The sequence below is a fragment of the Sporosarcina sp. E16_3 genome, from assembly GCF_017347125.1.
In the GTDB taxonomy this organism is placed as follows: Bacteria; Bacillota; Bacilli; order Bacillales_A; family Planococcaceae; genus Sporosarcina.
This window is the reverse complement of record NZ_JADPRX010000018.1, coordinates 1-24158: the sequence shown is the minus strand read 5'-3', so window position 1 is coordinate 24158 and position 24158 is coordinate 1. Positions and strand designations below refer to the sequence as shown.

Here is a 24158-nt window from a genome sequence, read left to right as displayed (position 1 = left end):
CTCCCCCTAAGTTAGATGAATGCCGGGACAAGTGACAGGCCGGTTATTTCCGCTAGACCGAATTGTACGTTCATGTTTTGAACGGCTTGCCCTGCTGCGCCCTTGACTAAGTTGTCAATGACAGAAACGATTGTCGCCCGATTCGTTCGCGGATCAACTTTCACGAGGAGATCACAATAGTTCGAGCCATATACTTGATTGGTACCAAACTTATCTTTTTCTTGCAAAACGCGAACAAACGGATGATTGGCGTATGTTTCCTTTAGACAATCAATTAGCTGAGCTTCCGACACCCCTTCCATAACAGGTGCATAACTCGTTGCCAAAATTCCCCTTGTCATTGGAACAAGATGCGTACTAAATGTAATGGGTGGTATTTCTTTTGCAAAGGATGCAAATGCCTGCTCAATTTCCGGAATATGCTGATGCTGATTTAATTTATAGATGGCTGTATTTTCATTCGTTTCGCTGAAATGCGTCATTTGGCTTGGCTGATTGCCAGCACCAGATACACCGCTTTTTGCATCAATGATTAACTGGCTCGCATCGATTGTATTTTCTTTCAACAGTGGCAATAGCGACAACAACACCGCAGTTGGGTAACAACCCGGATTGGCAATTAACTGTGCTTGTCGGATTGCATCATAATTCCATTCAGTTAATCCATATACACTTTGCTCAACAGCTGACGCCGGTGCAGGTTCTTTTTTATACCACTGCTCATATTGAGACAGATCTTTTAAACGGAAATCTCCTGACAAATCGATAAGCTTTGGCCCTTTTCCGATTAAAGGAGGAAGCAATCTACTCGCTACACCAGCAGGAGCACTTGAAAAAACGACATCGAATTCTGCTAATCTTTCTAGCTCTATTTTTTGAAGTGGCTGATCGACTATATTCATAAGATGTGAATACTTATGCGAAAACACCATTCCTTCTTCAGATGAAGTGAATAATTCGATTCGTTCAATTTCAGGGTGGTTATGCAGTAGCCGGATGAGCTCAAGCCCACCATAACCTGACGCGCCAATGATTCCTACCTTCATCACAATCACCCCTGTTATTAGTTATTCTTATTATATGTATGCATAATTATAAAGTCAACTGTATTTTTATTTATTTCAAGCATTACATTTTTGAATGCGTTTTCATTTCTTATGTCGTGGCTATTCACAATTTCTAAGCAAATATGCTATAATTTATTTAGCATCTGGTACTAATAATAGGTATATACAATTTCTTTACTTACTCAGGAGGTTACTATGGAAGATTTACTTAAAATTAAAGGGAAAAATATTGTTGTAATGGGCGTGGCGAATGAACGAAGCATTGCTTGGGGCGTCGCAAAAACACTTTTTGCAGTCGGTGCAAATGTTATTTTCACATACAGGAAAGAACGTTCACTCGCGAAACTTGAGAAGCTGTTAAGCTCAGCCGGTTACGAAGCAAAACTAATCGTGCAATGCGATGTGAATGAGGATGAAAGTATCCACGAAGCGTTCGGAAAAATCGGTGCCGAAGTCGGTACTATTCACGGAGTTGTCCACTCGCTTGCATTTGCGCATGCTGAGGATTTGAAAAATGACTTTGTCGAGACTACTAGAAGTGGTTATGCATTTGCGCAGGATACGAGTTCTTATTCGCTTATTGCAACTGCTAGAGAAGCCCGTCCATTCATGACAGACGGCGGTTCGATCGTAACAATGAGTTATTTGGGCGCACAGCGTGTGCTTGACGGCTATAATGTGATGGGGGTTGCTAAAGCAGCACTTGAAGCATCAGTCAGATACCTGGCGTTCGATTTGGGGAAAGAAAATATCCGTGTCAACGCAATCTCAGCTGGTGCGATTCGCACACTGTCTGCAAAAGGCATCGCTTCCTTCAATACGATTTTGACGCAAATTGAAGAAAATGCTCCATTAAGACGCAACGTCACACAAGAAGAAGTCGCGGACATGACACTTGTTACGTTGAGCAATCTATCCCGCGGCGTAACTGGTGAAATCATTTATGTAGATGCTGGCTATAATATAATGGGTTAATAAAAACAGCTTGAAAGGACGAATTTGTCCTTTCAAGCTGTTTTTGTGTTTACAAATGGAGAGTGTTAGCATATATTTCCGTTGACCGAGCATATATCACGACAACCAATCATATAACCCACCAACCGATCACATAACACCACTAACCAGTAAAAAAAAGGACTGTCCACAATCAGACAGCCCCTCCCTTTATTTCCCCACTTGTTTCATCAAGTGCTTATTCCCTTTAGTAATGATATTTTCATAATCAATATAATCATATATATCATCCGTAATCTGTTCGCTGAATTTAGCCAACTCTTCCACCGTCAAATCCTCGATTGCTTTCTTTTGTTGCTCGCAGTAAATGATCAGTTTTCCAACGATTTCGTGCGCGTCACGGAATGCTGTCCCTTTGCCTACTAAATAATCGGCAACTTCGGTTGCATTAAGAAAACCTGCTTTAATCGCTGCTTTCATATTATCCGCATTGACTTGTAACGTATCAATCATTTTCGACATGATTTCGAGGCAATCCATTACGGTATCCAGTGCATCGAAAAATTGTTCTTTATCTTCCTGCATGTCTTTATTATAAGTAAGTGGTAATCCTTTCAACGTCGTCAGCAATGAAAACAGAGAGCCATAGACGCGTCCCGTTTTCCCTCGAATTAATTCCGCAGCATCAGGATTTTTCTTTTGCGGCATAATGCTACTTCCCGTTGAATAAGCATCTGCCATATCAATGAATTTGAATTCTTGGCTGCTCCACAAAATAAGTTCTTCACTCAATCGGCTCAAATGCATCATAATAATTGAGAAATCCGACATCAATTCAAGTAAATAATCGCGATCGCTAACGCCATCTAGGAAATTATCCACAGGTTTTGCAAATCCTAATAACGCAGTTGTCACATCACGATCAATGTTATGTGTTGTACCTGCAAGTGCGCCGCAGCCTAATGGGTTTTCATCTAAAATTTCAATCGCATTGCCAACGCGTTTTTTATCCCTACTGAACATTTGTGCGTACGCACCTAAATGATGACTAAAAGTAACGACTTGCGCGCGCTGTAAATGTGTATAACCAGGCATGATTACATTGTTTGCCGCGCCTTTAGTGTTCAGTGAATCGATAAGCATTTGAAGGCTGTCCATTACTTGTGCTGCCTTGCCTTTTGCATACAAGCGCATGTCTACAGCGACTTGGTCATTTCGACTACGTGCTGTATGTAATTTCTTCCCTGTTTCCCCAATGCGTTCCGTCAGATGCATTTCTACGAACGAATGGATATCCTCGTAATTGCCTTCAATTTTAATCGTACCCGTTTCAATATCTTGCAAAATAGATTGCAACCCACCCACAAGCAGTTCGCCTTCTTCTGGTGTCAATAAATCACAGTGCACCAGCATCGTTACATGTGCTAAGCTTCCTGCGATATCCTCTTTATATAATCTATGGTCCACAGGTAATGATGTATTAAATTGCTCCATTATTTCATCTGCACGACTGGTAAAACGTCCGCCCCAAAGTTTCATTTATACGCCCACTCCTTTTTTGTATTTTCTAGCATTCAGTTTCGATAATAAAATCACTGCCAAGACAAGAAGAACTACTGTCAACAGTAACGTCAATGCGCTACCTGTAATACCTGCAACGATAAATCCAACTAACGCAATCGAACCGTTAAGAAGGGCATACGGGAATTGTGTTTTCACGTGATCGATATGATCGGCTCCCGCCCCTGTCGATGATAAAATCGTTGTATCTGAAATCGGCGAACAATGGTCTCCGAAGATGCCTCCTGATAGGACTGCTCCAATACAGACTAACAGATGCGCATCGAGTGCGACAGCCATTGGTATGGCAATGGGTAGCATGATGGCAAATGTCCCCCAAGACGTCCCTGACGCGAGTGCCATTCCTGCACCAACGAGGAAAAGAATTGCTGGGATAATGAAAGCAGGAACATTTCCTTGCATCACTTCCACAATAAAGTTTGCTGTCCCCATCTCATTGATTACTTTACCTAGTGACCATGCTAAGACTAGTGTAATCGCGACATACACCATTTTCTGCATTCCCGATGTATAGATAGAGAAAATTTCATTAAACTTTTTAACTTTATAGATAAGCATTAAAATGACAATTGTTATTGCTGCGAATAAGTATGCCGTCGATAAAGCAATCCTAAAATCATTCCCAGGTACTGGTTTGATAGGGAATCCGAATGAAACTAATAGCCCGAATAAAGTTATGAATAGTACTAATAGTGGAAGTAGTATAAAACTTGCATGACTTCCCTTGGTCATATCTTCACCTTCCTCCGCCTTTCGAAGAGGTGTTGACGTTGGCCAATAAAGTGCACCCGTTTGCTGTATCCTTCTTTCCGCTTTCGCCATAGGACCGAAATCCAGTTTTGCTATGGCCATAAGCGGCACCATCGTTACAGCTAAAATTGCATAAAATTGAAATGGAATGACCTTTACTAACGTACTGAATTCAGAGGTCGTAATGTTCAACAAATCAAATTCATTTTTAATGAGCCCCATTATATATACACCCCATCCGATGAACGGGATTAAAACGGCCACTGGAGATGATGTTGAGTCAATGATCCAAGCGAGCTTCTCTCTAGAGATTTTCGCTTTATCAAAAACCTTCTCAAAAACGGGACCTACGATAAGAGGTGTTCCAATATCGGAGAAAAAGATGAGTACTCCACCAAACCAAGCAGCCAGTTGCGCCTTCACGCGTGTATTAATAAAATTAGTAGCTTTTTCTGCAAGAGCCGCACCACCACCCGATTTCTCCATAAGCGCAACAAATCCTCCTATGAAAAACAGTAAAACTAATACAGCAGCATTGTAGCTATCTGCCACTTGTGGAAACAAGTAATTTCCGATTGTCTCCATTGTCGCTTCAAGCGGACGACCGCCGACCAATAGTAAAACACCAAAGTATGTACCAGAAAATAGCGAAATGACAACATTCTTCGTTACCACAGCTAATATGACCGCAAGTATTGGTGGTAGCAATGATACAATACCCATGTGTTCCAATAAAACCCCTACTTTCATTCACCTTTATGTATAAATATGAATTATATTTTATAATTACATGATTAGCAAGAACTATTAATAGGAAAATTACATTTGAAATTTTCGCGGTTCAAAAAGCGTAACCCGTCGATACGCTTTTTAAATTATCTATAGGGCAATCTACTTTATAGTGCCTGTGTTAAGTATTTTAAACTCCACATCTACCTTGTATTCTGTCGTATCTATTAGTTTCTGCGTTAATTCTTCTGTCCATTTTCCTTTGTGATGCATTCTAAAGTTCTCACTGAATCCCACTGGATCAACTTCTAATTCTTGTAGTTTTTTTAGTAAGTCTTCTATTTCTTTTTTTATGTGTTTGCTAATTTCTTTTTCAAGTTTTTTACTCTCGTCAGCGTTACTAAGATCCCGCTTACCCTGGTATTCAACAACCACTCCCTCTAATTTAAGTGAAATGGACAATTCCGGAGATTCAAGACTTTTATTACTCTTTACTTTCAAATCATTTTTAATTTGTTCTAGAAAAAGTTGTTGATCATGTTCATTTCCCTTGAATTTAATTGCCATTGGCGAAAGCTTATGAATTCCTATCAACGCTTGAATTAATAACGATTCATGATTCGTAATCGTTTGAATCATTTTTTCATCATCAAACAAGGCGATACTCGTGATTTTAAGCGATTTCTCTTTTTTTTCTAAATAAGGAATCATCGTATGGAATATCGGACTTGTTTGGGTATTCATATACTCCTGAACCGTTGTAAAAGGACTAAATGAATTATGGAGTTTAGGCTGAAACAAATCATTCAAATAAGCATCCATATGTTCATTTTCCGGGTAATCAGCTTTTAAAATATCTCCTGCATTATCTTTTACAATAACAAGTCGAACTTTGTTCCCAACCGTTGAATCTCTATAAAAATGTTCAATTACTTCATTCATCTTTCCACTCTTCGCAAATTCTTCATTAAATAAAATTGTTCGTAGCTGGTTTAAAATAATCATTTTGTCTGCTTCTGAAGATATTGCGACCAGCCCTTCTTGTATCATTTCTGTATTAGCTGAATAGACTTCCGTAAGTACTGGAGATTCGCCCATTGGTTGGGGTATAGATACGGTCATCCTCATTTCTTTATCATTCACATAATCAAGGGCAACACTACTGACCAACGCAAAATCTTCCACGGAGCCTCGCTGGCCAACTTGCGTACAACCCATTATAAAAACTGAACATGTAATGAGCATTAGTACTATAATTTTCCTCATCTTTATCCCTCGTTCTTTTTTTGACTAAGTACGTGGATTATACATAATACAGCCGGCCATATAAGCATTACATACATAACGGAAAAAATACGTTCAAACAGTAGCTTTTGGAACTCTACCATAAATGGAAATTGTACAATCGCGTAGACTAACCCTGCAATAATGTATAGATGTGCCTTCTTAGATGTTGAACGAATTGAGTCTAACCCTAACTTTGCAACCCACAAGTAGGTAGCGGTCGTTGATAAAATAAGAAAAACCCATATCGTCATGGCTAGAACATCAATTCGATCAAGAAATGATAATTCTACTTCTTTAAATAAGCCTAAAACTGGATACAAAAGATTTTTAAGTTGCCATTCTGAAAAATACATTACACTCACGAAAGTAAATACAAAGGTGAAAAAGACCGATATCCATAATCCAAGTGAAGCATGTTTCAATGCTTTTTTTTGATTGATGATATGCGGAAAATAAAACGAGATTAATTCGAAACCGCCGACCGCTAGTAACCCATTTTTAGTTGCTGTGTAAAACTCTTGCCGATTGAAGTTAAAAATAGGCATCATATGACGAATATCCCCCGCAACAAATCCCCATTTCAAAAAATAAACGGATCCTATTGTTATGAAAAAGGCTATTATACAAAATCGTGCGATTGATTTGATTTCGCCGCTTACGATGTAAATGAGCAAGAGTAAAAACATGATAAGAGGGCCTGTAATTGGACGGTCAATGAGTACACTAACTTGGATTAATTGAAAATAACTTGCGCAGACGGCTGCTATAACAATGATGAAATAGAAGAGCAGAACAGTATTTATGCTTTTCCCTAACCATTTGCCAAGTAGTTTTTCATGAATGACGAATAAATTATCGTCACGATATTTTAAACCCAGCCATATAATCGGAATAAGTGCAATATTTGCGATAACCCCAAATATTAGTGGCATCCACCACTGACTGTAGCCCATTGAACTTAATCGATTTGGCAATGACAAGACAGTAGCCCCTACAATAACGTTTTGAACGAGAAACACGACATGGTAGCTATTCAGTACTTTAAATTTATTTTTATCCATTGCTTATTCCTTCTTTTCTACGGGAGGTGATTTAGTACTCTGTGCTCTTGAAATACCCGCCTTTTGTCTACGGTACAAAGTTGGCACACGTAAGACGCTGTTTAGATAATCCGACCATTTTCTGGGTATTACGGGTGTCATAAATGGAGTCCCTAAAGAAGTTAAGGTTAATAAATGATGAAAAAGCCATGCAAATGCAATCATCTGACCATATAGTCCGAACATGCCTGCGGCCACAATAAATAAATAGCGAACAGAACGACTCGCGTTACTCATTACAAAATTCGGCGATAAAAAGGATAACAACGCTGAAATCGCGACTAAAACGATAAGTATATTACTTACAAGACTTGCTTCAACTGCGGCTGTTCCAATGACAATCCCGCCAACAATCCCAATCGTTTGACCAATTTTCGTCGGCATTCGTGTGCCGGCTTCTCTTAATATTTCAATAACAAGTTCCATAAATAGCACTTCAAGGACAGGCGGAAAAGGCACCTTGCCTCTAGACTCTTGTAAGTTTAGTAACACATTAAAAGGCAACATTTCTGGATGATGAGATAGCACTGAAATATACGTAGGTGTTAATATTATCGTTAAGAAAAAACCAAAAAAACGAAGAGCACGGAGGAGTGAGGCTGTCGTCCATCGGTTATAATAGTCTTCTGGGGAAGTAAATAGTTCGAAAAATGAAATTGGACAAATCAATACTGCTTGACTATTATTCATTAAAATAGCGACTCGCCCATCTAGCAAGTAGGTTACTGCAGCATCTGGTCTAACCGTTGAAAGGTATTGTGGGAATGGTGAGAGTGGATTGTCATCCATTAGCTGTTTTAAAACAGTGATATCATTAAATCCCGGATGTTTAATTTTAGCTAATTTTTTTAATACTTTATTCAAATTTTCCTTATTCACGATATGGTCCATATAAACTACAGAGATTTTAGTATTTGTTTCAGTTCCTATAGTGTAGTCCTCACTTTTTAGACCTGTGTTTTGGAGCCTTCTTTTTATTAGCGATAGGTTTGTTTGTAACGATTCAGTAAAGGCATCTTGCGGACCAATGACACTGGATTCGGTATCTGTTCCAATAATTGAACTCATAGGAGGGCTATATGTATGAACTGTTATGAATAGATTTTTTTCATGAAAATAGACTATCGTTTTTCCTTCAGTGATTGAAGATAAAATACCTGAAAGACTGACTTTCTCTGGCACATCAGCCGATTTTAGTAAATCTTCCTTTTCATCTAACAAGGGAGAGATCACAGTTCTGTGCAAAGTGAGTTTTTCGATAAGTGAGCTAAAATAAATAATGGTCACAAGCTCATCGGATGTCTGGATATCTTTAAATACGGCATCATTTATACCGGCTAATTCTTTCTTAATCGCGGCAATTGTAATGAGAACTTTGTCATTCTGAGTGGACTTTACTTCATTATTATTAGACATACCACCATCCGAAAAACCCATCTCTATCACCTTCTTTATCGTTTAATAACCTTATCAATATTTCCCAAATCACAAAGGTTTATACAAGTAAGGAACTTCTATACTAAGACAGCAAGGTATGGAATCCAGCTATTTTCGATATTTTTATTGGAGATTGCATATTTAATTTATGATATGACCGATTCGAAGTCCTCAACCTTTTCCTTGCTGTCTGAATCTGGCAGTGTTACAATTGGAAAACGTCTTAATTTAGCGAGTGATACCTATGCATGCATTCAACCTAACCGATTATACGAATACCCCAAAACCTTGACAGGAGCCTGTCAAGGTTTTTTGTTTCCCTCGGGAAAGATATTAATAGGAGGTCATCATTGATGAATAAACATAGCCATTCAAGTGCTTCAATAATTGCGGTTTGGATCAGTTTAATAAGCAATATCCTCCTAACAGGCATTAAACTTGTTGTGGGTTTTCTCTTTCAAAGTCCGGTTCTTCTAGCCGACGGTTTCCATAATGCCGGCGATGTGATTGCCAGCGGTGCGGCCTTAACCTCGATGCGAATATCTAAGCGCCCCGCGGATGATGACCATCCATATGGACACGGAAAAGCGGAAGTAATCAGTTCTGCCGTTGTGGCACTGATTTTAGGAATTGCCGCACTCTATATTGCATTTGAAGCAATTTCTGCACTTTTTGAGGAACCAGCTAAAGCTAGTTTAATTGCTTTACTAACTGCTTTCATTTCGCTTATATGGAAACAGGTCTTGTATGTCTATACAATCCGGATTGGTAAATTGACCAATAGTAAAGGGTTGATTGCGACCGCCTATGATCACTTGGCAGACGTCTATGCTTCCCTAGCAGCTGTTGTGGGAATCGGGCTTGCACTCATTGGCGATCTGTACAACATTCACTTCCTAGCTTACGGTGACCCCGTAGCGGGTATCATTGTGTCGTTTTTAGTGCTCAAACTTGCGTATGAAATTGGAAGAGAAGCAATGGACGTCCTTATGGAGAAAAACATAAGCCAAATCAGACTGGATGAATTCGCGGCTTTAATCATGACAATCCCTGAAGTGAAACGGATTGATCGTTTGCGCGCGCGGGAACATGGTCATTATATTCTAGTCGATCTGCGTGTTGGTGTGCCGGGCGAAATGACAATTCAGGAAGGGCATGATGTTTCGCATAAAATCAGGGATACAATCATGGAATGTAATGAAGATGTGGATGAAGTTTTGATTCACTTGAATCCTTGGTATAAAGAAGACGACTAAAAAAGTTGCGTACATGTCAATGACATGTACGCAACTTTTATTGATTACTCAATTTTTTTCTGGAAGTATTTCTTCTTCTAACTCAGCGTCTTCCACTTCGTCCTCAGTCGATAAAAACTGTTGTAATGCCTGTTTGTTTTGCTCGAAATCGATACTAAGAACTTCCCCTGCCGCTACACGCTTCTCTTCAAAAGAGTGTTCAACAGGAATTCGTAGCGTCTCTATTTTATCAGTCTTGCCAAGTAGTAAACCTTTACCGATTGTAAGGATTGTTCGATTATCGACATTTGTATTAACGTAAGGTTCCACAACACCTAGTAACTTAGGTAAGTTTAGTAAACTGTGGACGCTTACGGCTTCATCCTTTAATTTCGACAACGCTTCCTGCTGCCGTTCCACTCGCCCATAATCATTATGTTTATCGTGGCGGAAACGCACATAGCCAAGTAACTGTTCGCCATTTAGCAATTGGTTTCCAGGCTGTAATGTCATTCCAATTCCATGAGACATGGCATAAGGAATATCAACTTCTATCCCATTAGGAGCTACAACGTCTACAATTTTCGAAAATCCAGTAAAGTCAACAATTGCATAGGAATGAATATCAATATCGAAATTTTCCTTTATCGTTTGTCTTACAAGTTCTGGACCCCCAATAGAAAAGGCAGCATTCATTTTATGGTATCCGTGACCCGGGATATCCACATACGTGTCTCTCATAATAGATACAAGTTTCATCTGATGAGTCGCTTGATTGTAATGAGCAATCATTAACGTATCAGCTCGTGCATCTTCATCTCCCCGCGAGTCACTACCTAATAATAGAACATTAATTTCACCAAACTGAGGATCTGCACCTTCAAATTCATCAAACGACGCGTCTTCTTTAAGCATTCCTTCGTCTGCCAAAGACTTTCCGCTATAGTATTGAGTTACCCCATATGCGATTCCTGCTAACAGAATCACTGCAGTCACTATAAAGAAATTCCTTAGTCCTTTACGTTTCTTATTTCTACGCTCGCTTCTTTTCATTCATAAATCCACCTATCGTTAAATTCTATGTCATGTCTTGTTTACTTACTATCCATTGTTACCTACACTATAAAAATTCTATAGTTGTCTAGACATCTTGTCAACAATCGCTGGTCTTTATCAAGATTTCCCCTTCTCTTTATTTGACACCTTATCTGTGGAATAATTCAAGAAAATAGATGTTACAAAATAAAAGCCTAACGGAACAATGTAGGCTATACTAAGGTATAAGAGGAATGCAGTTTAATCCCTCTCTAGTCAAGGAGCTGATCTGAAATGTTAAAAAAACAGATGGAAAAGTATATTGCAGAAAATACGCTGGATAATAAAATCGAGTTCTTTAATGTGGATAAAGAGTACGCCGCCAAACATCAATTGATTGCTGGGGATGTAACCGTTGTAGAAAAAGCGTTTCAATTCAGCGCCATCGAACGCTGCGTTAAAGAAACGGAAAATTTGATTCGAGAAGAAGATCAGAACTTTTTAAATGACAGCATTTCATATTTAAAAAGTCATATGAATGAATTCGTGTACGTAGAATCAAATGCTTTTGAAGTTATTAGAGTCGACGCCGTCGTTCTGGAACTTGATGATGTCTTTGAAACGTACACTGCCTTATTTGGACTGAAATTACAAAAGAAATTCGGGAATGACATGAAAGCATATCTTGACGCACATTTACACGGCGATGGTGCAAAATATAGTGTCATGTTTTCCAATGAAGACGGATTATGGGATATAAATTTTGCACTTGACTATATAGAAGGTTTTAGTGAAGACTTATCTTTTGTTGAAGTTTATCAACTTATGTACAACTTTATATTCAAATTGATTGAGACCGTTGATGAAGCGCAGTAAAGGATGGGAATTAATTGAGTGATTTAGATTTTATTTACACATATACGCAGCACACAGATGAGCATGATTTGTGCATGTTAGAGATGAGATCCTTTTTCGGCTTTGATGTCACTTCTACCGTGTTGAGAAGTTCTATTAAAATCAATCCAAGTCGCAGTGCATTTATGAAAGAACGACTGGATGTTATGTATGAAAGTGACAGTCTTGATGGAATTTCACAACAGGTTGAACAATACGATATAAGTAATTCTACATTTAGGGTCGTCAGTTTGAATACAACGGATCTCGATTTGACGAAAAAGATTGGACATCCGGAACGTCGGAAAATTGAGCGAGAAATTGGCTTACGTATCAATGGTACACCTGATTTAGTAAACCCGCCCGTCAATACGTTTGGCATAGTTTTATTGGATGGTAAGTGGTATTTCGGGAAACTTGTTGAAAGTGAATCGGTCTGGTTCCTTCATCAGAAAAAACCACATATGTACTCTACGGCATTAAGTACACGTGTCGCAAGAGCTGTAGCTAATATTGCGGTTCCACATCCCCAGGGTGTACGAGCAATCGATCCTTGTTGTGGCATTGGAACCGTACTAGTTGAAGCATTGTCAATGGGTATTAACATCGTCGGACGGGATATTAACCCGCGTGTCGTTTTAGGTTCGAGAAAGAACATTGCCCATTTTGAACTCGTGGGTAGTGTAGATGTCGGCCCTATTGCCGAGGTTGTTGACGACTATGACGTCGCGATTATCGACATGCCTTATAATCTCTTTACACATATTACACCTGAAGCGCAACTTGAAATATTGAAGGAAGCACGCCGCTTTACAAAGAAAGTCATCGTTGTCACGATTGAAACAATCGATCATATGGTTGAAGAAGCTGGTTTCGTTATTACGGATCGTTGTGTAGCGAAAAAAGGGCATTTTATCAGACAAGTACTTGTTTGTGAATAAAAGAAAAGACCTCGTTCAAAGAAGCGAGGTCTTTCCTTTTGTGATTTTGCAGCAGGTATTTCCCCCTAATTAAACTCCGGATAATACAACTCTATTTCTTCCTTCTGTTTTTGCTTGGTACAATGCCTTATCTACTCTGTCGTATAATTCTTCTATTGTTTCCAGATTTTCACGATAACCACCAACACCTAAAGAAATCGTTATATAATCATTCGTTGGGGATAACGATGTTGAAACGGTCGTTCGAAGCCTTTCGGCGATAACCATTGCTTCCTGAACATCCGTTTCAGCCAATAAAACAACAAACTCCTCCCCCCCCAATCTGACACATACATCGTCCCCGCGTAAGATATCGCTCATTTTTTTCGCGAGAAACCTAAGTACTTCATCTCCAATTTGATGGCCGTAATTGTCATTGACATCTTTGAAATGGTCGATATCAATCATTATAATCGAAAACTGTTTTTTGTCCGAAGTCCACCTTGTAGTAACTTTGTCGCCATATCTACGATTCTTTAATCCGGTAAGAGGGTCTGTGTAGGAGCGTTCTTTATAATTCTCTACCCTCAACTGCTGGTCTTTCGCATATTCATGAATTGTTTCATTTAATTGCTTAGCCTCAAAATACCATGTTGGAATGTCGGCATATTGGTTTTGCTCATCGTTATCCTTTAGTTTTGCCGAAAACATTGCCAATTTGCGCAACGGAGATGATAATCTTTCAGTCAAAATAATAGTTAACAGGAAAAAAAACAGGACAAAAGGAAGGGCGTACAATAGCATTTTGTATATCATCCCCTTCAACGGTTTGACGCTTGTTTCATAAGGTGTTTGGGAGACAACTCCCCATCTACTCGACTTAATGTATGTGTAGCCGGCAAGAAATTGCTTACCTTCTGAGTTCGTAACTTTTTGTGCACCACTTTCATGTCCTAGTATTTTTTGCGCGACTTTATTTTCGTTGACTATTACCCCGATTCGTTTTGGATCCGGATGGTAAATCAACATCCCCTTATTATCGACTACCCAAACATAAGAACCGTCCGTAGCATAGTGTTCGTCAAAGATATTATTAATAATATTATCTTCCTGCAAATAAACCGTGCCGCTTAAGAAACCCAGGTATTCATTTTTTTCATTCCACAAAGGGGTGGAGACTAGAATGAGCAGTCTTCCGGTTGCGGCTTTATAAGGCACGGATATAAGATTTTTTCTTTTAAGGAGTGCTTCTTTTGGACCCTCGGTTTCCAGTTTTTTTCCTACTATGCCCAATTCCGGCGAGGTAGCAAGTACCACTCCCTCTTTACTTATAACCGATAGGGAATTAAAGTTTTTACTGCTAGTTAATAGATCTGCAAGTGTGCTAGATAACTTTTCAACGTCATCAATCTCTGCACTAATTTCGGAAGCTTTAATTTGCAAATTACTTTGCATTCCGTTAAATACTTCCTCCGTCAAACGTGCCAATTTCATTGAATAGACTCTGTTGATTTCTAGAGAGTTATTTATTAAATTCTCTTTTGTTACATAATAGCCAGAAAGCAACGTGATACTGAGTATACCAATCATCGCGAATGATATTAAAAACATTATCCAGAAACGTAATGTTTTGATCATATGTATTACCTCTTCTTTAAGTTGTATTTGGTATCTATCATTATATCGGTTATAAAGGTGACAGTTGAATCACTAACATTAGTAGAAATAGAAACTAAAATATCACTAATCAGTTTTATGCAGTATGAGAGGATTCCAATCCCCCTATATATGGTATATAATTCAAGGGATGTCCATATTTAAATTGTAACACTGTTAAATAATTATATTTAGGTAATAAACACCATTACATTCACAATGACGCTTCGGTGATTTTTGTAAGGTGCCTTTGCTCAAACTTTAAATTTCTTCAACTATTAAATAGTAAGAGTTGAAAGATGGTGATGTAATGGAAGTTAAGTCAATATGGGATGAAAGATTGAAAGAGTTTTACATGGAAATCGTGAAATACTTTTCTCTTATTGCAATGGGTGTATTTTATTCCTTTATCATCTTTGGCAGTATTTCTCTTTATTACTACATGAAATTTCTTCAATGGTTACCTCCCCATTTTCCAACCGAAATGATAGCATCATTCGTAATTACATTCACTTTTTTAAAGGCTAACGTTCGTACATTTGTCAAAAAAGCTGATGTTATCTTTTTAATGCCAGCGGAGACAGCGTTATCCTCCTATTTTAAGAAATCGATGTTTTATAGTGCCTTTATAGATGCAATCAAATTGATAATCATGCTACTAATTATTAGCCCTTTACTAAAACAAGGGGAAATTTTCAATGCCGTATCCATTATTACTTTTTCAGGCTTAATCATCTTAAACATTCGCCTGACTTGGATTGAACAATGGCTAACTACTAAACTTCAAAAGCTCTTCCACAAAGTCATTCGGTTTTCAACATTTTATACCCTTACTTATTTTATGTTTACAGGTGAGTGGGCAATTTCAGTGATCTTGTTGTTTGTCAATTTCCTTCTATGGTTCTATGTATTTACTACGCAGGATAAAGGGATTAATTGGAGTTTTTTAATAAACCAAGAAGAAAAGTCCCTGTTAAAGATCTATAAATTTATTAATTTCTATATTGATGTCCCTCACCTTAAGCATTCATTTAAACGGCGGAAGCTTTTAGGTTGGTTGTTAAAAAAAGTAATAACTTATAAACTTTCTTCTTCCTACACGTACTTATTTTCACACTTATTTATCAGGTATAATGAATTTTATTATTTGTATGTGAGATTAACCTTAATCGGGATTGGCGTTAGTTACTTCTTTCCTGCTTATGGCTGGTTTGTTGCTTTTCCACTATTACTTTTATCCGGATATCAGTTACTCCCTTTACAATACTCGATAAATGACAGTTCCCGTATTTATCCCGTATCAACTAAGACACGTAAACAGTCTTTTCAAAAACTACTAATGAGCCTATTAATCGTACAACTACTTTTTTTCAACTTGGCTTCGTTTAATCCTATTTTTGATCTAAAAGTCGTTGTACTAATCTCCATGGAGTTGCTAGTTGCATACTGGTTTGTTTACTTTTTCGCATCGAAACGCATTTTTGTTCAGTAAATTTAATAACCAAAAAAAGTGCCCAGTATGATAACTGAGCACTTTCTTTTTTCAGTTTGAAACAAATGTTGTATAGTCGGCCAAGAGACGTGCGCCGTAGCCTGTTGCAGATTTCGCGTAATATCCTGAAGCGCTGTTTTTACTCATCATGCCTGCCATATCGACATGCAACCATTTACTATCTTGCGGTACAAAACGGCGAAGGAATAAGCCTGCTGTAATGGATCCTGCCCCGCCTAATGAACTGATGTTATTCATGTCCGCATAGTCACTGTCTAGGGACTTATCATACGCTTCGACTAATGGCATCGGCCAGATGAAATCACCGTTTTGATCACCAATTTTTTTCATTTGGATAGAAAGTTCTTCATCTCCGAAAACACCACCGATTTCAGTGCCAAGTGCATTGACGATTGCACCTGTAAGCGTAGCGATATCGACGATGTATTCCGCTTTCCACTCGCCTGCACGAATAAGTGCATCTGCTAAAATGAGACGACCTTCCGCGTCGGTATTGCCGACCTGTACTGTCAATCCATTTTTGTAGGTGATGACTTCACCTGGTAAGACAGATGTGTTATCTGGCATGTTTTCCACGATTGGAATAAGTGCCACGACATTTACTTTTGCTTTCGATTTCGCAAGCAATGTGAGTGCACCTGAAACGGCAGCTGCTCCACCCATATCCATGCGCATATCACTTAAGTCTTTGCCGCTCTTCAAGCTGATGCCGCCTGTATCGAATGTCACGCCTTTACCGACGAGTGCCACAAGCGGTTTAGACGCGTCGCCTTTGTAGACGAGTTCAACGAATGACGGCTTGTAGATACTACCACGAGCGACTGTCAGCACGCCGTTCATTTCCATTTCCTCAAGTTGATTTTTGTCAAAGACATTCACTTCAACGTCAGTACCTTCAAAGTTTTTCTTCAGTACTTCTGGGAATGTTTCTGGATTTAAGACGTTGGACAGTTCATTCATCAAGTCGCGTGAGAACGCAGTTGCTGCCGCACGCATCTTGCCTGCTTCGACGAACGGCTTTGCTTCTTCTCCGACTACATGAAGTTCAGTTTGGAATGCTGTGACATCCGATTTGTATGTAACAAACTGGTATGCCCCTAGTTCCCACCCTTCTGCAAATGCTGTTAGGACAGATTCTTTATCCAACTTTGCGTAAGCATGCGAAAGAATTTCTGCTTCAATAATTGCTGTTCCGGCTTTTTGAGCGCTTACATCACGAGCAATATTCCCTGCTGTTGCGCGAACTTTTTCAAGTGTCGCCTCTTTTTCTTTGCACTCTTTTACTACAATATAATGCGTTTCTTCGATTATTACAGAACTATGCCCCGCCTTTTGATTGGCTACAAATTGTTTGATTGCAGCATTTTCCGAAACAATTGGATCGTTCGCAAAAATAACTTTTACTTCATTAGACATATGAATTCCCCCCGGATAAATTATTTCGACTTCTAAAATAGTTTATCACAAGTTGTCCAACTTCAACGAATTATCTTTTTTCTGGAAAGCTTTCGATAAACACGCGGTATATATCTCTTCCATTCTTCTCTTAATTCATCCCACTGAACAATTTTCCACGGGTTGAAAAAAGTTTGCCCGTTCTTATTAAAAAATAGTTGATTTTCGATGCAATAGGCGGCGTGCTGAATGATTTCCTGCTCATTCACCCACACTACGACATCACCTTCTCGGAATTTTTGGTCCATTAGTGAATAGCCTACATTTTTCAATCCTTCAATAAATGTGTTTTGAAATACCCATTCGTAGATAATCCACTCTCGTTTTGGATTTGTACTGATTGCGTAAAGTACTGCGGCTAGACAGTTAGCTCCTGGCTCTGCAGAAAACGTATTTGCATACTTTTTTAGATGTGCCGGTATGTTTGTTGGAATCTCCTTAGATGTCCAATTGTCATATTCTTGTGCATATGCTTTGATTGCTTCTTCTTGATAAGAATGAGGTAGTTTCATCCACATGTCTTTTTGGATAACGATAACTTGCCGGTCATTCACATTGATGATGTGTTCATTAGGAAGTGCCGTCGTTTTAGAAAAATAGGAGAGCGGAAAAATTAAACCTCTTCCCGCTGCATGTTGCATTCGGAATAAAGCTTCTTTATCTGGTAGGGGTAGAGTCGTTATCCAATCTGGCTGCGCAACAATTACAAATTGAAAGTCTTTTAAAATAGCCCAAGTCGTATAACTGTTAACCCACTGAATTTGGTTATATGTAGAATATCGTAATTCATCTCTCGGAATCACTAATGCCCCTTGTAAATCACTTCCAATCGTTATCAAATCTTCTTCACGCAGAAAAAATAAATCTTTTTCCGGTACATGTTTTTCAATCCAAGTGTCAATTTGCTGTTTGGTTGGGTGTATCTGAACGTTCATTTCCCTGCACCTCCTTATCTATATATATTGAACACATGACTACCTATATAAACTGAGCTAAGGCGCCTTACAAGGGGCAACCGAAGCCCTAAGACTGGCGACGAAGTTGCTTGGCTTAGGGCGGGAGGTATCCCCGAGCGCCGTAGCGTATTCAATGAAAGTCTTCATTTCAGCATATCTAGTTATAACCCTTCCACTGATCTTTGTCGGCTGATTGCTCTCCAATCCCTTCCCACTCACGTAAACGCGTGAAATGTTGCGCTAGGCCATTTGCTGTTTCCGTTATTCTTGCCGGATAGTCAAGTATTTCAAGAAGCCTGATTGCATTCCTTGTTAGTGAAGGACCTGGATGGACCGTATAATCAAACTGGATTTCACCGTTTTCAATCGATTCTCGGAAGTGATGATTTGTATACCGATACTTTGCCATTTCGGTCAGTTCTATATCATGAGATGCAACCACATTGATGCCATTATTTGCAGAAAGCCACTCCATAATTGCAGCAGATGCAGCGATCCGCTCTATCGTATTTGTTCCTTTCAATATCTCATCTATAAAGGAGATGCATGGCTTTTCTTCCTCAATCAACTGAATAATTCGTTTGAGCGATTTAATTTCGGCGATAAAATAACTATCCCCATCTAATACATTGTCCTGTATCGCCATAGATGTCACGATAAAGCTCGGTTTCATCATCCATTTTTCCGCCAATGCCGTATTGATAGTCTGTGCCAAAATCGCATTAATAGCGATTGCTTTAATGTACGTTGACTTTCCGGATGCGTTGGAGCCAGTAATCAACGTACATTTGCCAAGGGTCGATGTATTTGTAACTGGCTTATCAATAAGTGGGTGAGCCATATTTCCGAATGAAATTTCTTCTTTACCAATAAAAATAGGCGTACAATATGTATCAAGCGATTTACGGTAAAACCCGACGGCAATCGCAGCATCGAGTTCACCAATACGCTCCCAAACTTTACGGTACTCCTCTTTATGATTGGATACCGTTTTGATGATTTTATTATAAGAAATGAAATCCAATAAAAATAAGATTCGAATGTACTCAAAAATAAAATCAAATTCTCCGCCGCCTTCTTTTCCAATAGCAACAATTTTTGTCAACGTCAATACTTTTTTGATAGGTTGTACCTGTTGTTTGAATTCCTTTGCATATCTTGTGAATTCAGGATGTTTGGCGGACGCTAGGCTTTTTGCAGCATGAATGATGGCTGCTACATACGAGACGGCAAACAGTTCATTTTCTAACATCGATTTATTTCGATAGTAAATGATTGTATTGAGTAGAAATGATCCTAAAATAAGCATAATCCCGTATTTCAAACTAGAAAACATCAGGGTGATTGACACGATTGGCAGTACACCCAATAGAATATAAATAGATGCATGTTTAATTTTATTGCCTTGGTTTTCGTGAAAAAATGATGATGAATTTGTATAATTTCTTTTTCCTAGACCTGACAATATCAGAAGAAGCTCTTCCCTTAATTCCTGATTGCTTGCCAATAAGGTATAAAGTTCCTCATTATTTTGCACCTGTACAAGGGATGGGTTGATATCTCTAAGCTGATTGAATAAGTATTCTGACCCTACAGTGGACTGTGTATAATTGAGCTTTTTGAAAACTTCATTCATCGCTAAGTCATCCCACGTCAACTGATCTACGCCATCATACCCTAATTTAATGTTTTTCTTGTTTTCCCAGTAAGATGAAACTGTTTGGAAACTCTCACTAGCCGCGTGGAAGTGCCCCGATTCCCATTCTTTCCGGAACTTTTTAAGTTTCTTGTTGTTTTTCGTTAGGTAATGATAAACGATAAAAACGACCACTATTAGTATGATAATGATTAAAGAATTCACCACTTTAACCACACCCTTCTTTATATGCCTTATTATGTAATACGTTTAAAAAGATTGAAAGTTTCATTTTTTTGTTTTATTATCATTCTCGGCCTTTTATCATATTTGTGGCACTTTTCTTACTCAAACCTTCTGGAGGTAATTACATTGAAAAAAGTATGGAATCATCAAGGAATTTTTGAAAAATTTGAAGCGAATCGCAACGAGGAACTAGCTGGACCGATGACTGCCTATATGAAAGGTCATTTCCCTTTCCTCGGCATCAAGAGTCCACTTCGTAAGCAATTATTAAAAGAGCAGTTTGCGGAATGCGCGTTGCCTGAACCTGGACAACTTTTTAATGAGGTATGGAAACTATATAATCTTCCAGAGCGGGAGTACCAATATTCAGCATTTGCTCTGATTGAGAAAATGAAAAAGCATCTAACAACAGAAGATTTCCCTGCTTTACTTCAATTGATTGAAACGAAGTCATGGTGGGATAGTGTCGATTCGATTGCTCCACATTTTGCTGGTCGTATTGTAAAACTTGATCGCGATTACGGCGAAAAAATCATGCTGGAGTGGTCTCTTTCTAACAATATGTGGACAAACCGTTCTGCGATTCTTCATCAACTAAAATTCAAACAAGAGACGGATACGGATTTATTATTCGAGATTATCAAACAACATTCTAGTTCAGGTGAATTTTTCATCCAAAAAGCGATTGGTTGGGCTTTACGGGAATATGCCAAGACGAATCCGGATTGCGTGAAATCATTTGTGGATAGACATCATTTAAAACCACTTAGTAAAAGAGAAGCTCTGAAACACTTTAAGTGAAAGTAATAAGACATCTGAAAATCAGTAACGGGTTCGGTTGATGGGGAGAAAAACGCTATAGACAGTGTAACTATCATACTAATCGGTATATTTTTCAACAGTAAATTAACAATATAAATGGCAAATAAAAACGCTCAGAAGGTGGCGTTCTTTTGACTTATATTCACTATCCTTATTTTACTATAGTACCAGTTAGCTCAATAATATTATTGGCATGGCACTCCGTTACATAGTCAAAATAGATTTTCTACTATTAATAATTTACAACCTCAACTTATTTTGTAATTAGTATAGATATTTGGTAAAATAAATGCATTACTTAATATTAAAAAAGGGGTGAACAATTATGTTTTACGCACCTTTATTCGAAAATGATGTACCAGTAGTACTCTCCCGCTCTTAATGGAGAGATAGCTACTTCTCTCCGTTAAGGCATATAAAGCCTTAATTAAAACGGAGGGTATAAAATGAAAAACACACTATTTGGTTCTTTATATTTAATAATAGCTTCAAGTATCTGGGGAGGTATGTATGTTGTCGTTAAAGTATTAGTGGCAGTCATACCACCATTAGAACTTGTATGGATGCGTTATTTAATAGCATTAGTTGCACTAGTCATAATTGGACTGGTGACTAGACAAAATTGGAGAATTAATAGACGACACTTTGGCATTATAATTGCTATTGCAATTATAGGGTACGTCATTTCCATTGTGACTCAAGAAACAGGTACAATGCTTTCTACTGCACAGATGGGTGCTATTATCACTTCCACAACACCCGCATTTATGGTTTTGTTTGCTAGTTTAATCCTTAAAGAACGTTTAACTTTAAAGAAGGCTATTTCAGTTAGTTTAGCCACTATTGGTGTGATTATCATTGTTGGAATTGATGATATTAATATGTCTAGCATGCTTGGTGGAGTATCACTTATTATCGCAGCATTAACATGGGCGTTAATGTCTGTACTCATAAAACGTATACCAAGTGATTATTCACAAATTGTCGTTACGACCTATGCTACTTTAATTGCTGTTGTTGTTATAACTCCTTTTGTTATACCAAAATTACCACAAATTGATATGAACGATTTAACTAATCCAACCATTTGGGGAGGATTAATTTATTTGGGTGTAATATCGACATCTATTGCATTTCTATTATGGAATCGTGGATTACAAATGTTAAGTGCCTCCAGTGGGGGAGTTTTCTTTTTCTTTCAACCCATTGTTGGAACATTATTGGGATGGTTAATACTAGGTGAAACGATTAGTATTACCTTTTGGATAGGTTCTATTTTAATTCTCTTAGGGGTCTTACTAGTTATTAAAGATGGACAAGAAGAACAAAAACCCCCTAACCATTCTTTTTCTCAATAAATAATGTGAAAACAAATTTTAGGAGGCATTACTATGGCAACTTTTGACGATTTCCAAAAATTAGATATGCGTGTTGGAGAAATTACAAGAGCAGAAGCTTTTCCTAAAGCAAGAAAACCAACCTATAAATTATGGGTGGACTTTGAGAAGAGAAAGGAATTAAACAAAGTAGTGCTCAAATAACAGATTGTTATGATTTAAATGAACTTGTCGGTAAACAAGTATTAGGAGTAGTCAATTTTCCTCCTATGAGAGTTGCTGATTTTAGTTCAGAGGCTTTAGTGATGGGTGTTTATTCAGAACAAGGTATTGTTCTTATAGAACCTCAGCAAAAGGTTAAAAAAGGTGACCGTTTAGGGTAAGGGTGTTATGTACACATAGCTTAAAAATTCCACCTAAAATCAAAGTCAAAGTTAAAAAACACAAGTGGTATCATTCACTTGTGTTTTTTATTTTTAATAGTCATTCAAACAGCCTGTTTTTTTAAAGTCAATGTTTCACTAACCTGCATCTTTAGTTGAATAAAAAAAAGGGTGCTAAACCCCTAATTGAAGTAAAGCAACCCGTTAGTTGAATTAGAACAGAAACGCTTACATAACAATCGTGCCCGCTTGCGGAACAACTTTATCGACGTGATTATCTGTTTCACTGGCGGTCTGTCAAAATCCATTAATTATTGGCCCTATAACTATTAATTATCCATAATTTATTTGATTTTCTCCGCCAACTCTAAAATAATTCCCTCTGGCCCTCTGCAGTAGCATAACTTATACCTTTCTTCATAGTGTAGTATCTCACTAAAGATTTTCGTACCTTTCTTTTTCAACTTGGCAACAACAGCATCAATATCTTCAACAGCAAATGCAATATGCCGGATACCCGGAGTATTTGGAAAAGGTTGCTGAATATCTCTTTCATCTGACGGATTATAAAATTTGATTAGCTCTATCCACACCTGACCGTCTTGCGTCCCCAATCCTACACATGCTACTTTAACGTCATTAAGCCCAAATACCTGATTTATCAACTCTCCTTCCATTTCCCATTCCCCATGCACCTCAAGGCCAAAATCGAGAAAAAAATCTTTAGCGGCAGAGAGATCATTTACGATTACACCCACATGATCTATTCTATGGATCTTCAAATCTCATACCTCCTATGTTCCTGTTATTTTGCAATAACTTGTATTCTTGATAAGTTTGTTTGTAATTCTAATTCTAATTCGCTAAAAACAGAAAATATCCTTGTCCAATAAACTGGCCCAATTGTTGAACAGGAAGAGTGAAGCTTATTCAACAATCACGCCCGTTTAAGGCAAAACAAAAGATTATAAAAAGACATACTGTTGTTTGCTTCAAATAGTAATTGAGAATAAATCAAAGCACAGTTCATCTTATGATAGAGAATAGTAATTTGGCTAAGAGATACTTTCTTCAACTAATGATGCACGTCGTTTCATTTTGTTTTTCAATGTTTAAACTCCAAACTGTTTAAAATGATGGTCAAGGTGCTTGTATATTCCTTTAC

The 24158-nt window shown here is 38.1% G+C and carries 19 protein-coding genes and 1 pseudogene; 8 read left to right on the top strand and 12 right to left on the bottom strand.

What is annotated here, in order from left to right; all coding sequences use genetic code 11:
* Positions 1 to 11: 11 nt before the first annotated feature.
* Positions 12 to 1046 carry an N-acetyl-gamma-glutamyl-phosphate reductase gene (argC, locus tag I2483_RS11745; RefSeq protein ID WP_207277396.1) on the bottom strand — a complete coding sequence of 345 codons (1035 nt, stop codon included), beginning with the start codon at positions 1044 to 1046 and terminating at the stop codon, positions 12 to 14.
* A gap of 216 nt (positions 1047 to 1262) precedes the next feature.
* On the opposite strand from argC, the gene I2483_RS11740 reads away from it, so the two are divergent.
* Positions 1263 to 2042: an enoyl-ACP reductase FabI gene (locus I2483_RS11740; protein ID WP_207277395.1), complete on the top strand. Its 780-nt coding sequence runs from the start codon at positions 1263 to 1265 to the stop codon at positions 2040 to 2042.
* 189 nt (positions 2043 to 2231) lie between these two features.
* Here I2483_RS11740 and argH read toward each other — a convergent pair whose 3' ends face one another.
* The 5 genes from argH to I2483_RS11715 form a co-directional block, all read right to left on the bottom strand.
* Positions 2232 to 3560, bottom strand: a complete 1329-nt coding sequence (argH, locus tag I2483_RS11735; protein WP_207277394.1) for an argininosuccinate lyase — start codon at positions 3558 to 3560, stop codon at positions 2232 to 2234.
* Positions 3561 to 5075: a Na+/H+ antiporter NhaC family protein gene (locus I2483_RS11730; RefSeq protein ID WP_255550417.1), complete on the bottom strand. Its 1515-nt coding sequence runs from the start codon at positions 5073 to 5075 to the stop codon at positions 3561 to 3563.
* 168 nt (positions 5076 to 5243) lie between these two features.
* On the bottom strand, positions 5244 to 6347 hold the full coding sequence (locus I2483_RS11725; RefSeq protein WP_207277392.1) for a Ger(x)C family spore germination protein: 1104 nt from the start codon (positions 6345 to 6347) through the stop codon (positions 5244 to 5246).
* Positions 6348 to 6349: 2 nt separating this feature from the next.
* Positions 6350 to 7429: a GerAB/ArcD/ProY family transporter gene (locus I2483_RS11720; RefSeq protein ID WP_207277391.1), complete on the bottom strand. Its 1080-nt coding sequence runs from the start codon at positions 7427 to 7429 to the stop codon at positions 6350 to 6352.
* A gap of 3 nt (positions 7430 to 7432) precedes the next feature.
* Entirely contained in the window at positions 7433 to 8905 is a 1473-nt protein-coding gene (locus I2483_RS11715) for a spore germination protein (RefSeq protein WP_255550411.1), read from the bottom strand.
* A 353-nt stretch (positions 8906 to 9258) separates the two neighbouring features.
* Between I2483_RS11715 and I2483_RS11710 the strand changes: the two genes are divergently transcribed.
* Positions 9259 to 10161, top strand: a complete 903-nt coding sequence (locus tag I2483_RS11710) for a cation diffusion facilitator family transporter (protein ID WP_207277390.1) — start codon at positions 9259 to 9261, stop codon at positions 10159 to 10161.
* 48 nt (positions 10162 to 10209) lie between these two features.
* Here I2483_RS11710 and I2483_RS11705 read toward each other — a convergent pair whose 3' ends face one another.
* Positions 10210 to 11193, bottom strand: coding sequence for an LCP family protein (locus I2483_RS11705; protein ID WP_207277389.1), 984 nt, complete (start codon positions 11191 to 11193; stop codon positions 10210 to 10212).
* Between the two features lie 276 nt (positions 11194 to 11469).
* Between I2483_RS11705 and I2483_RS11700 the strand changes: the two genes are divergently transcribed.
* A complete protein-coding gene (locus I2483_RS11700) occupies positions 11470 to 12051 on the top strand; it encodes a branched-chain amino acid aminotransferase (protein ID WP_207277388.1) in 582 nt (193 codons plus the stop codon).
* A gap of 14 nt (positions 12052 to 12065) precedes the next feature.
* On the top strand, positions 12066 to 13010 hold the full coding sequence (locus I2483_RS11695) for a TRM11 family SAM-dependent methyltransferase (RefSeq protein WP_255550410.1): 945 nt from the start codon (positions 12066 to 12068) through the stop codon (positions 13008 to 13010).
* A gap of 69 nt (positions 13011 to 13079) precedes the next feature.
* Here the strand turns inward: I2483_RS11695 and I2483_RS11690 are convergent, their stop codons facing one another.
* Entirely contained in the window at positions 13080 to 14627 is a 1548-nt protein-coding gene (locus I2483_RS11690; protein WP_207277387.1) for a sensor domain-containing diguanylate cyclase, read from the bottom strand.
* A gap of 328 nt (positions 14628 to 14955) precedes the next feature.
* Here I2483_RS11690 and I2483_RS11685 point away from each other — a divergent pair, with 328 nt between their 5' ends.
* Positions 14956 to 16137, top strand: a complete 1182-nt coding sequence (locus I2483_RS11685) for an ABC transporter permease (RefSeq protein ID WP_207277386.1) — start codon at positions 14956 to 14958, stop codon at positions 16135 to 16137.
* Positions 16138 to 16188: 51 nt separating this feature from the next.
* Here the strand turns inward: I2483_RS11685 and I2483_RS11680 are convergent, their stop codons facing one another.
* The 3 genes from I2483_RS11680 to I2483_RS19675 form a co-directional block, all read right to left on the bottom strand.
* Entirely contained in the window at positions 16189 to 17574 is a 1386-nt protein-coding gene (locus tag I2483_RS11680; protein WP_207277385.1) for a leucyl aminopeptidase family protein, read from the bottom strand.
* A gap of 62 nt (positions 17575 to 17636) precedes the next feature.
* Entirely contained in the window at positions 17637 to 18548 is a 912-nt protein-coding gene (locus I2483_RS11675; RefSeq protein WP_207277384.1) for a hypothetical protein, read from the bottom strand.
* A 178-nt stretch (positions 18549 to 18726) separates the two neighbouring features.
* Positions 18727 to 20433 (bottom strand): MutS-related protein, encoded by a 1707-nt coding sequence (locus I2483_RS19675; RefSeq protein ID WP_207277383.1) that lies wholly within the window; start codon positions 20431 to 20433, stop codon positions 18727 to 18729.
* A gap of 144 nt (positions 20434 to 20577) precedes the next feature.
* Here I2483_RS19675 and I2483_RS11665 point away from each other — a divergent pair, with 144 nt between their 5' ends.
* From I2483_RS11665 to I2483_RS11655, 3 genes and pseudogenes are all read left to right on the top strand, one after another.
* Entirely contained in the window at positions 20578 to 21252 is a 675-nt protein-coding gene (locus I2483_RS11665) for a DNA alkylation repair protein (protein ID WP_255550409.1), read from the top strand.
* A 467-nt stretch (positions 21253 to 21719) separates the two neighbouring features.
* Complete coding sequence (locus I2483_RS11660) at positions 21720 to 22631, top strand: DMT family transporter (RefSeq protein WP_207277381.1); 912 nt, start codon at positions 21720 to 21722, stop codon at positions 22629 to 22631.
* 33 nt (positions 22632 to 22664) lie between these two features.
* Positions 22665 to 22993, top strand: a pseudogene (locus tag I2483_RS11655) (tRNA-binding protein).
* Positions 22994 to 23337: 344 nt separating this feature from the next.
* Here I2483_RS11655 and I2483_RS11650 read toward each other — a convergent pair.
* Positions 23338 to 23775 (bottom strand): VOC family protein, encoded by a 438-nt coding sequence (locus I2483_RS11650; RefSeq protein WP_207277380.1) that lies wholly within the window; start codon positions 23773 to 23775, stop codon positions 23338 to 23340.
* Positions 23776 to 24158: the final 383 nt, after the last annotated feature.

Coding starts and splice junctions, on each gene's coding strand:
- argC (WP_207277396.1), bottom strand. CDS start 1,046: ATGAAGGTAGGAATCATTGGCGCGTCAGGTTATGGTGGGCTTGAGCTC.
- I2483_RS11740 (WP_207277395.1), top strand. CDS start 1,263: ATGGAAGATTTACTTAAAATTAAAGGGAAAAATATTGTTGTAATGGGC.
- argH (WP_207277394.1), bottom strand. CDS start 3,560: ATGAAACTTTGGGGCGGACGTTTTACCAGTCGTGCAGATGAAATAATG.
- I2483_RS11730 (WP_255550417.1), bottom strand. CDS start 5,075: ATGGGTATTGTATCATTGCTACCACCAATACTTGCGGTCATATTAGCT.
- I2483_RS11725 (WP_207277392.1), bottom strand. CDS start 6,347: ATGAGGAAAATTATAGTACTAATGCTCATTACATGTTCAGTTTTTATA.
- I2483_RS11720 (WP_207277391.1), bottom strand. CDS start 7,429: ATGGATAAAAATAAATTTAAAGTACTGAATAGCTACCATGTCGTGTTT.
- I2483_RS11715 (WP_255550411.1), bottom strand. CDS start 8,905: ATGGGTTTTTCGGATGGTGGTATGTCTAATAATAATGAAGTAAAGTCC.
- I2483_RS11710 (WP_207277390.1), top strand. CDS start 9,259: ATGAATAAACATAGCCATTCAAGTGCTTCAATAATTGCGGTTTGGATC.
- I2483_RS11705 (WP_207277389.1), bottom strand. CDS start 11,193: ATGAAAAGAAGCGAGCGTAGAAATAAGAAACGTAAAGGACTAAGGAAT.
- I2483_RS11700 (WP_207277388.1), top strand. CDS start 11,470: ATGTTAAAAAAACAGATGGAAAAGTATATTGCAGAAAATACGCTGGAT.
- I2483_RS11690 (WP_207277387.1), bottom strand. CDS start 14,627: ATGATCAAAACATTACGTTTCTGGATAATGTTTTTAATATCATTCGCG.
- I2483_RS11685 (WP_207277386.1), top strand. CDS start 14,956: ATGGAAGTTAAGTCAATATGGGATGAAAGATTGAAAGAGTTTTACATG.
- I2483_RS11680 (WP_207277385.1), bottom strand. CDS start 17,574: ATGTCTAATGAAGTAAAAGTTATTTTTGCGAACGATCCAATTGTTTCG.
- I2483_RS11675 (WP_207277384.1), bottom strand. CDS start 18,548: ATGAACGTTCAGATACACCCAACCAAACAGCAAATTGACACTTGGATT.
- I2483_RS11660 (WP_207277381.1), top strand. CDS start 21,720: ATGAAAAACACACTATTTGGTTCTTTATATTTAATAATAGCTTCAAGT.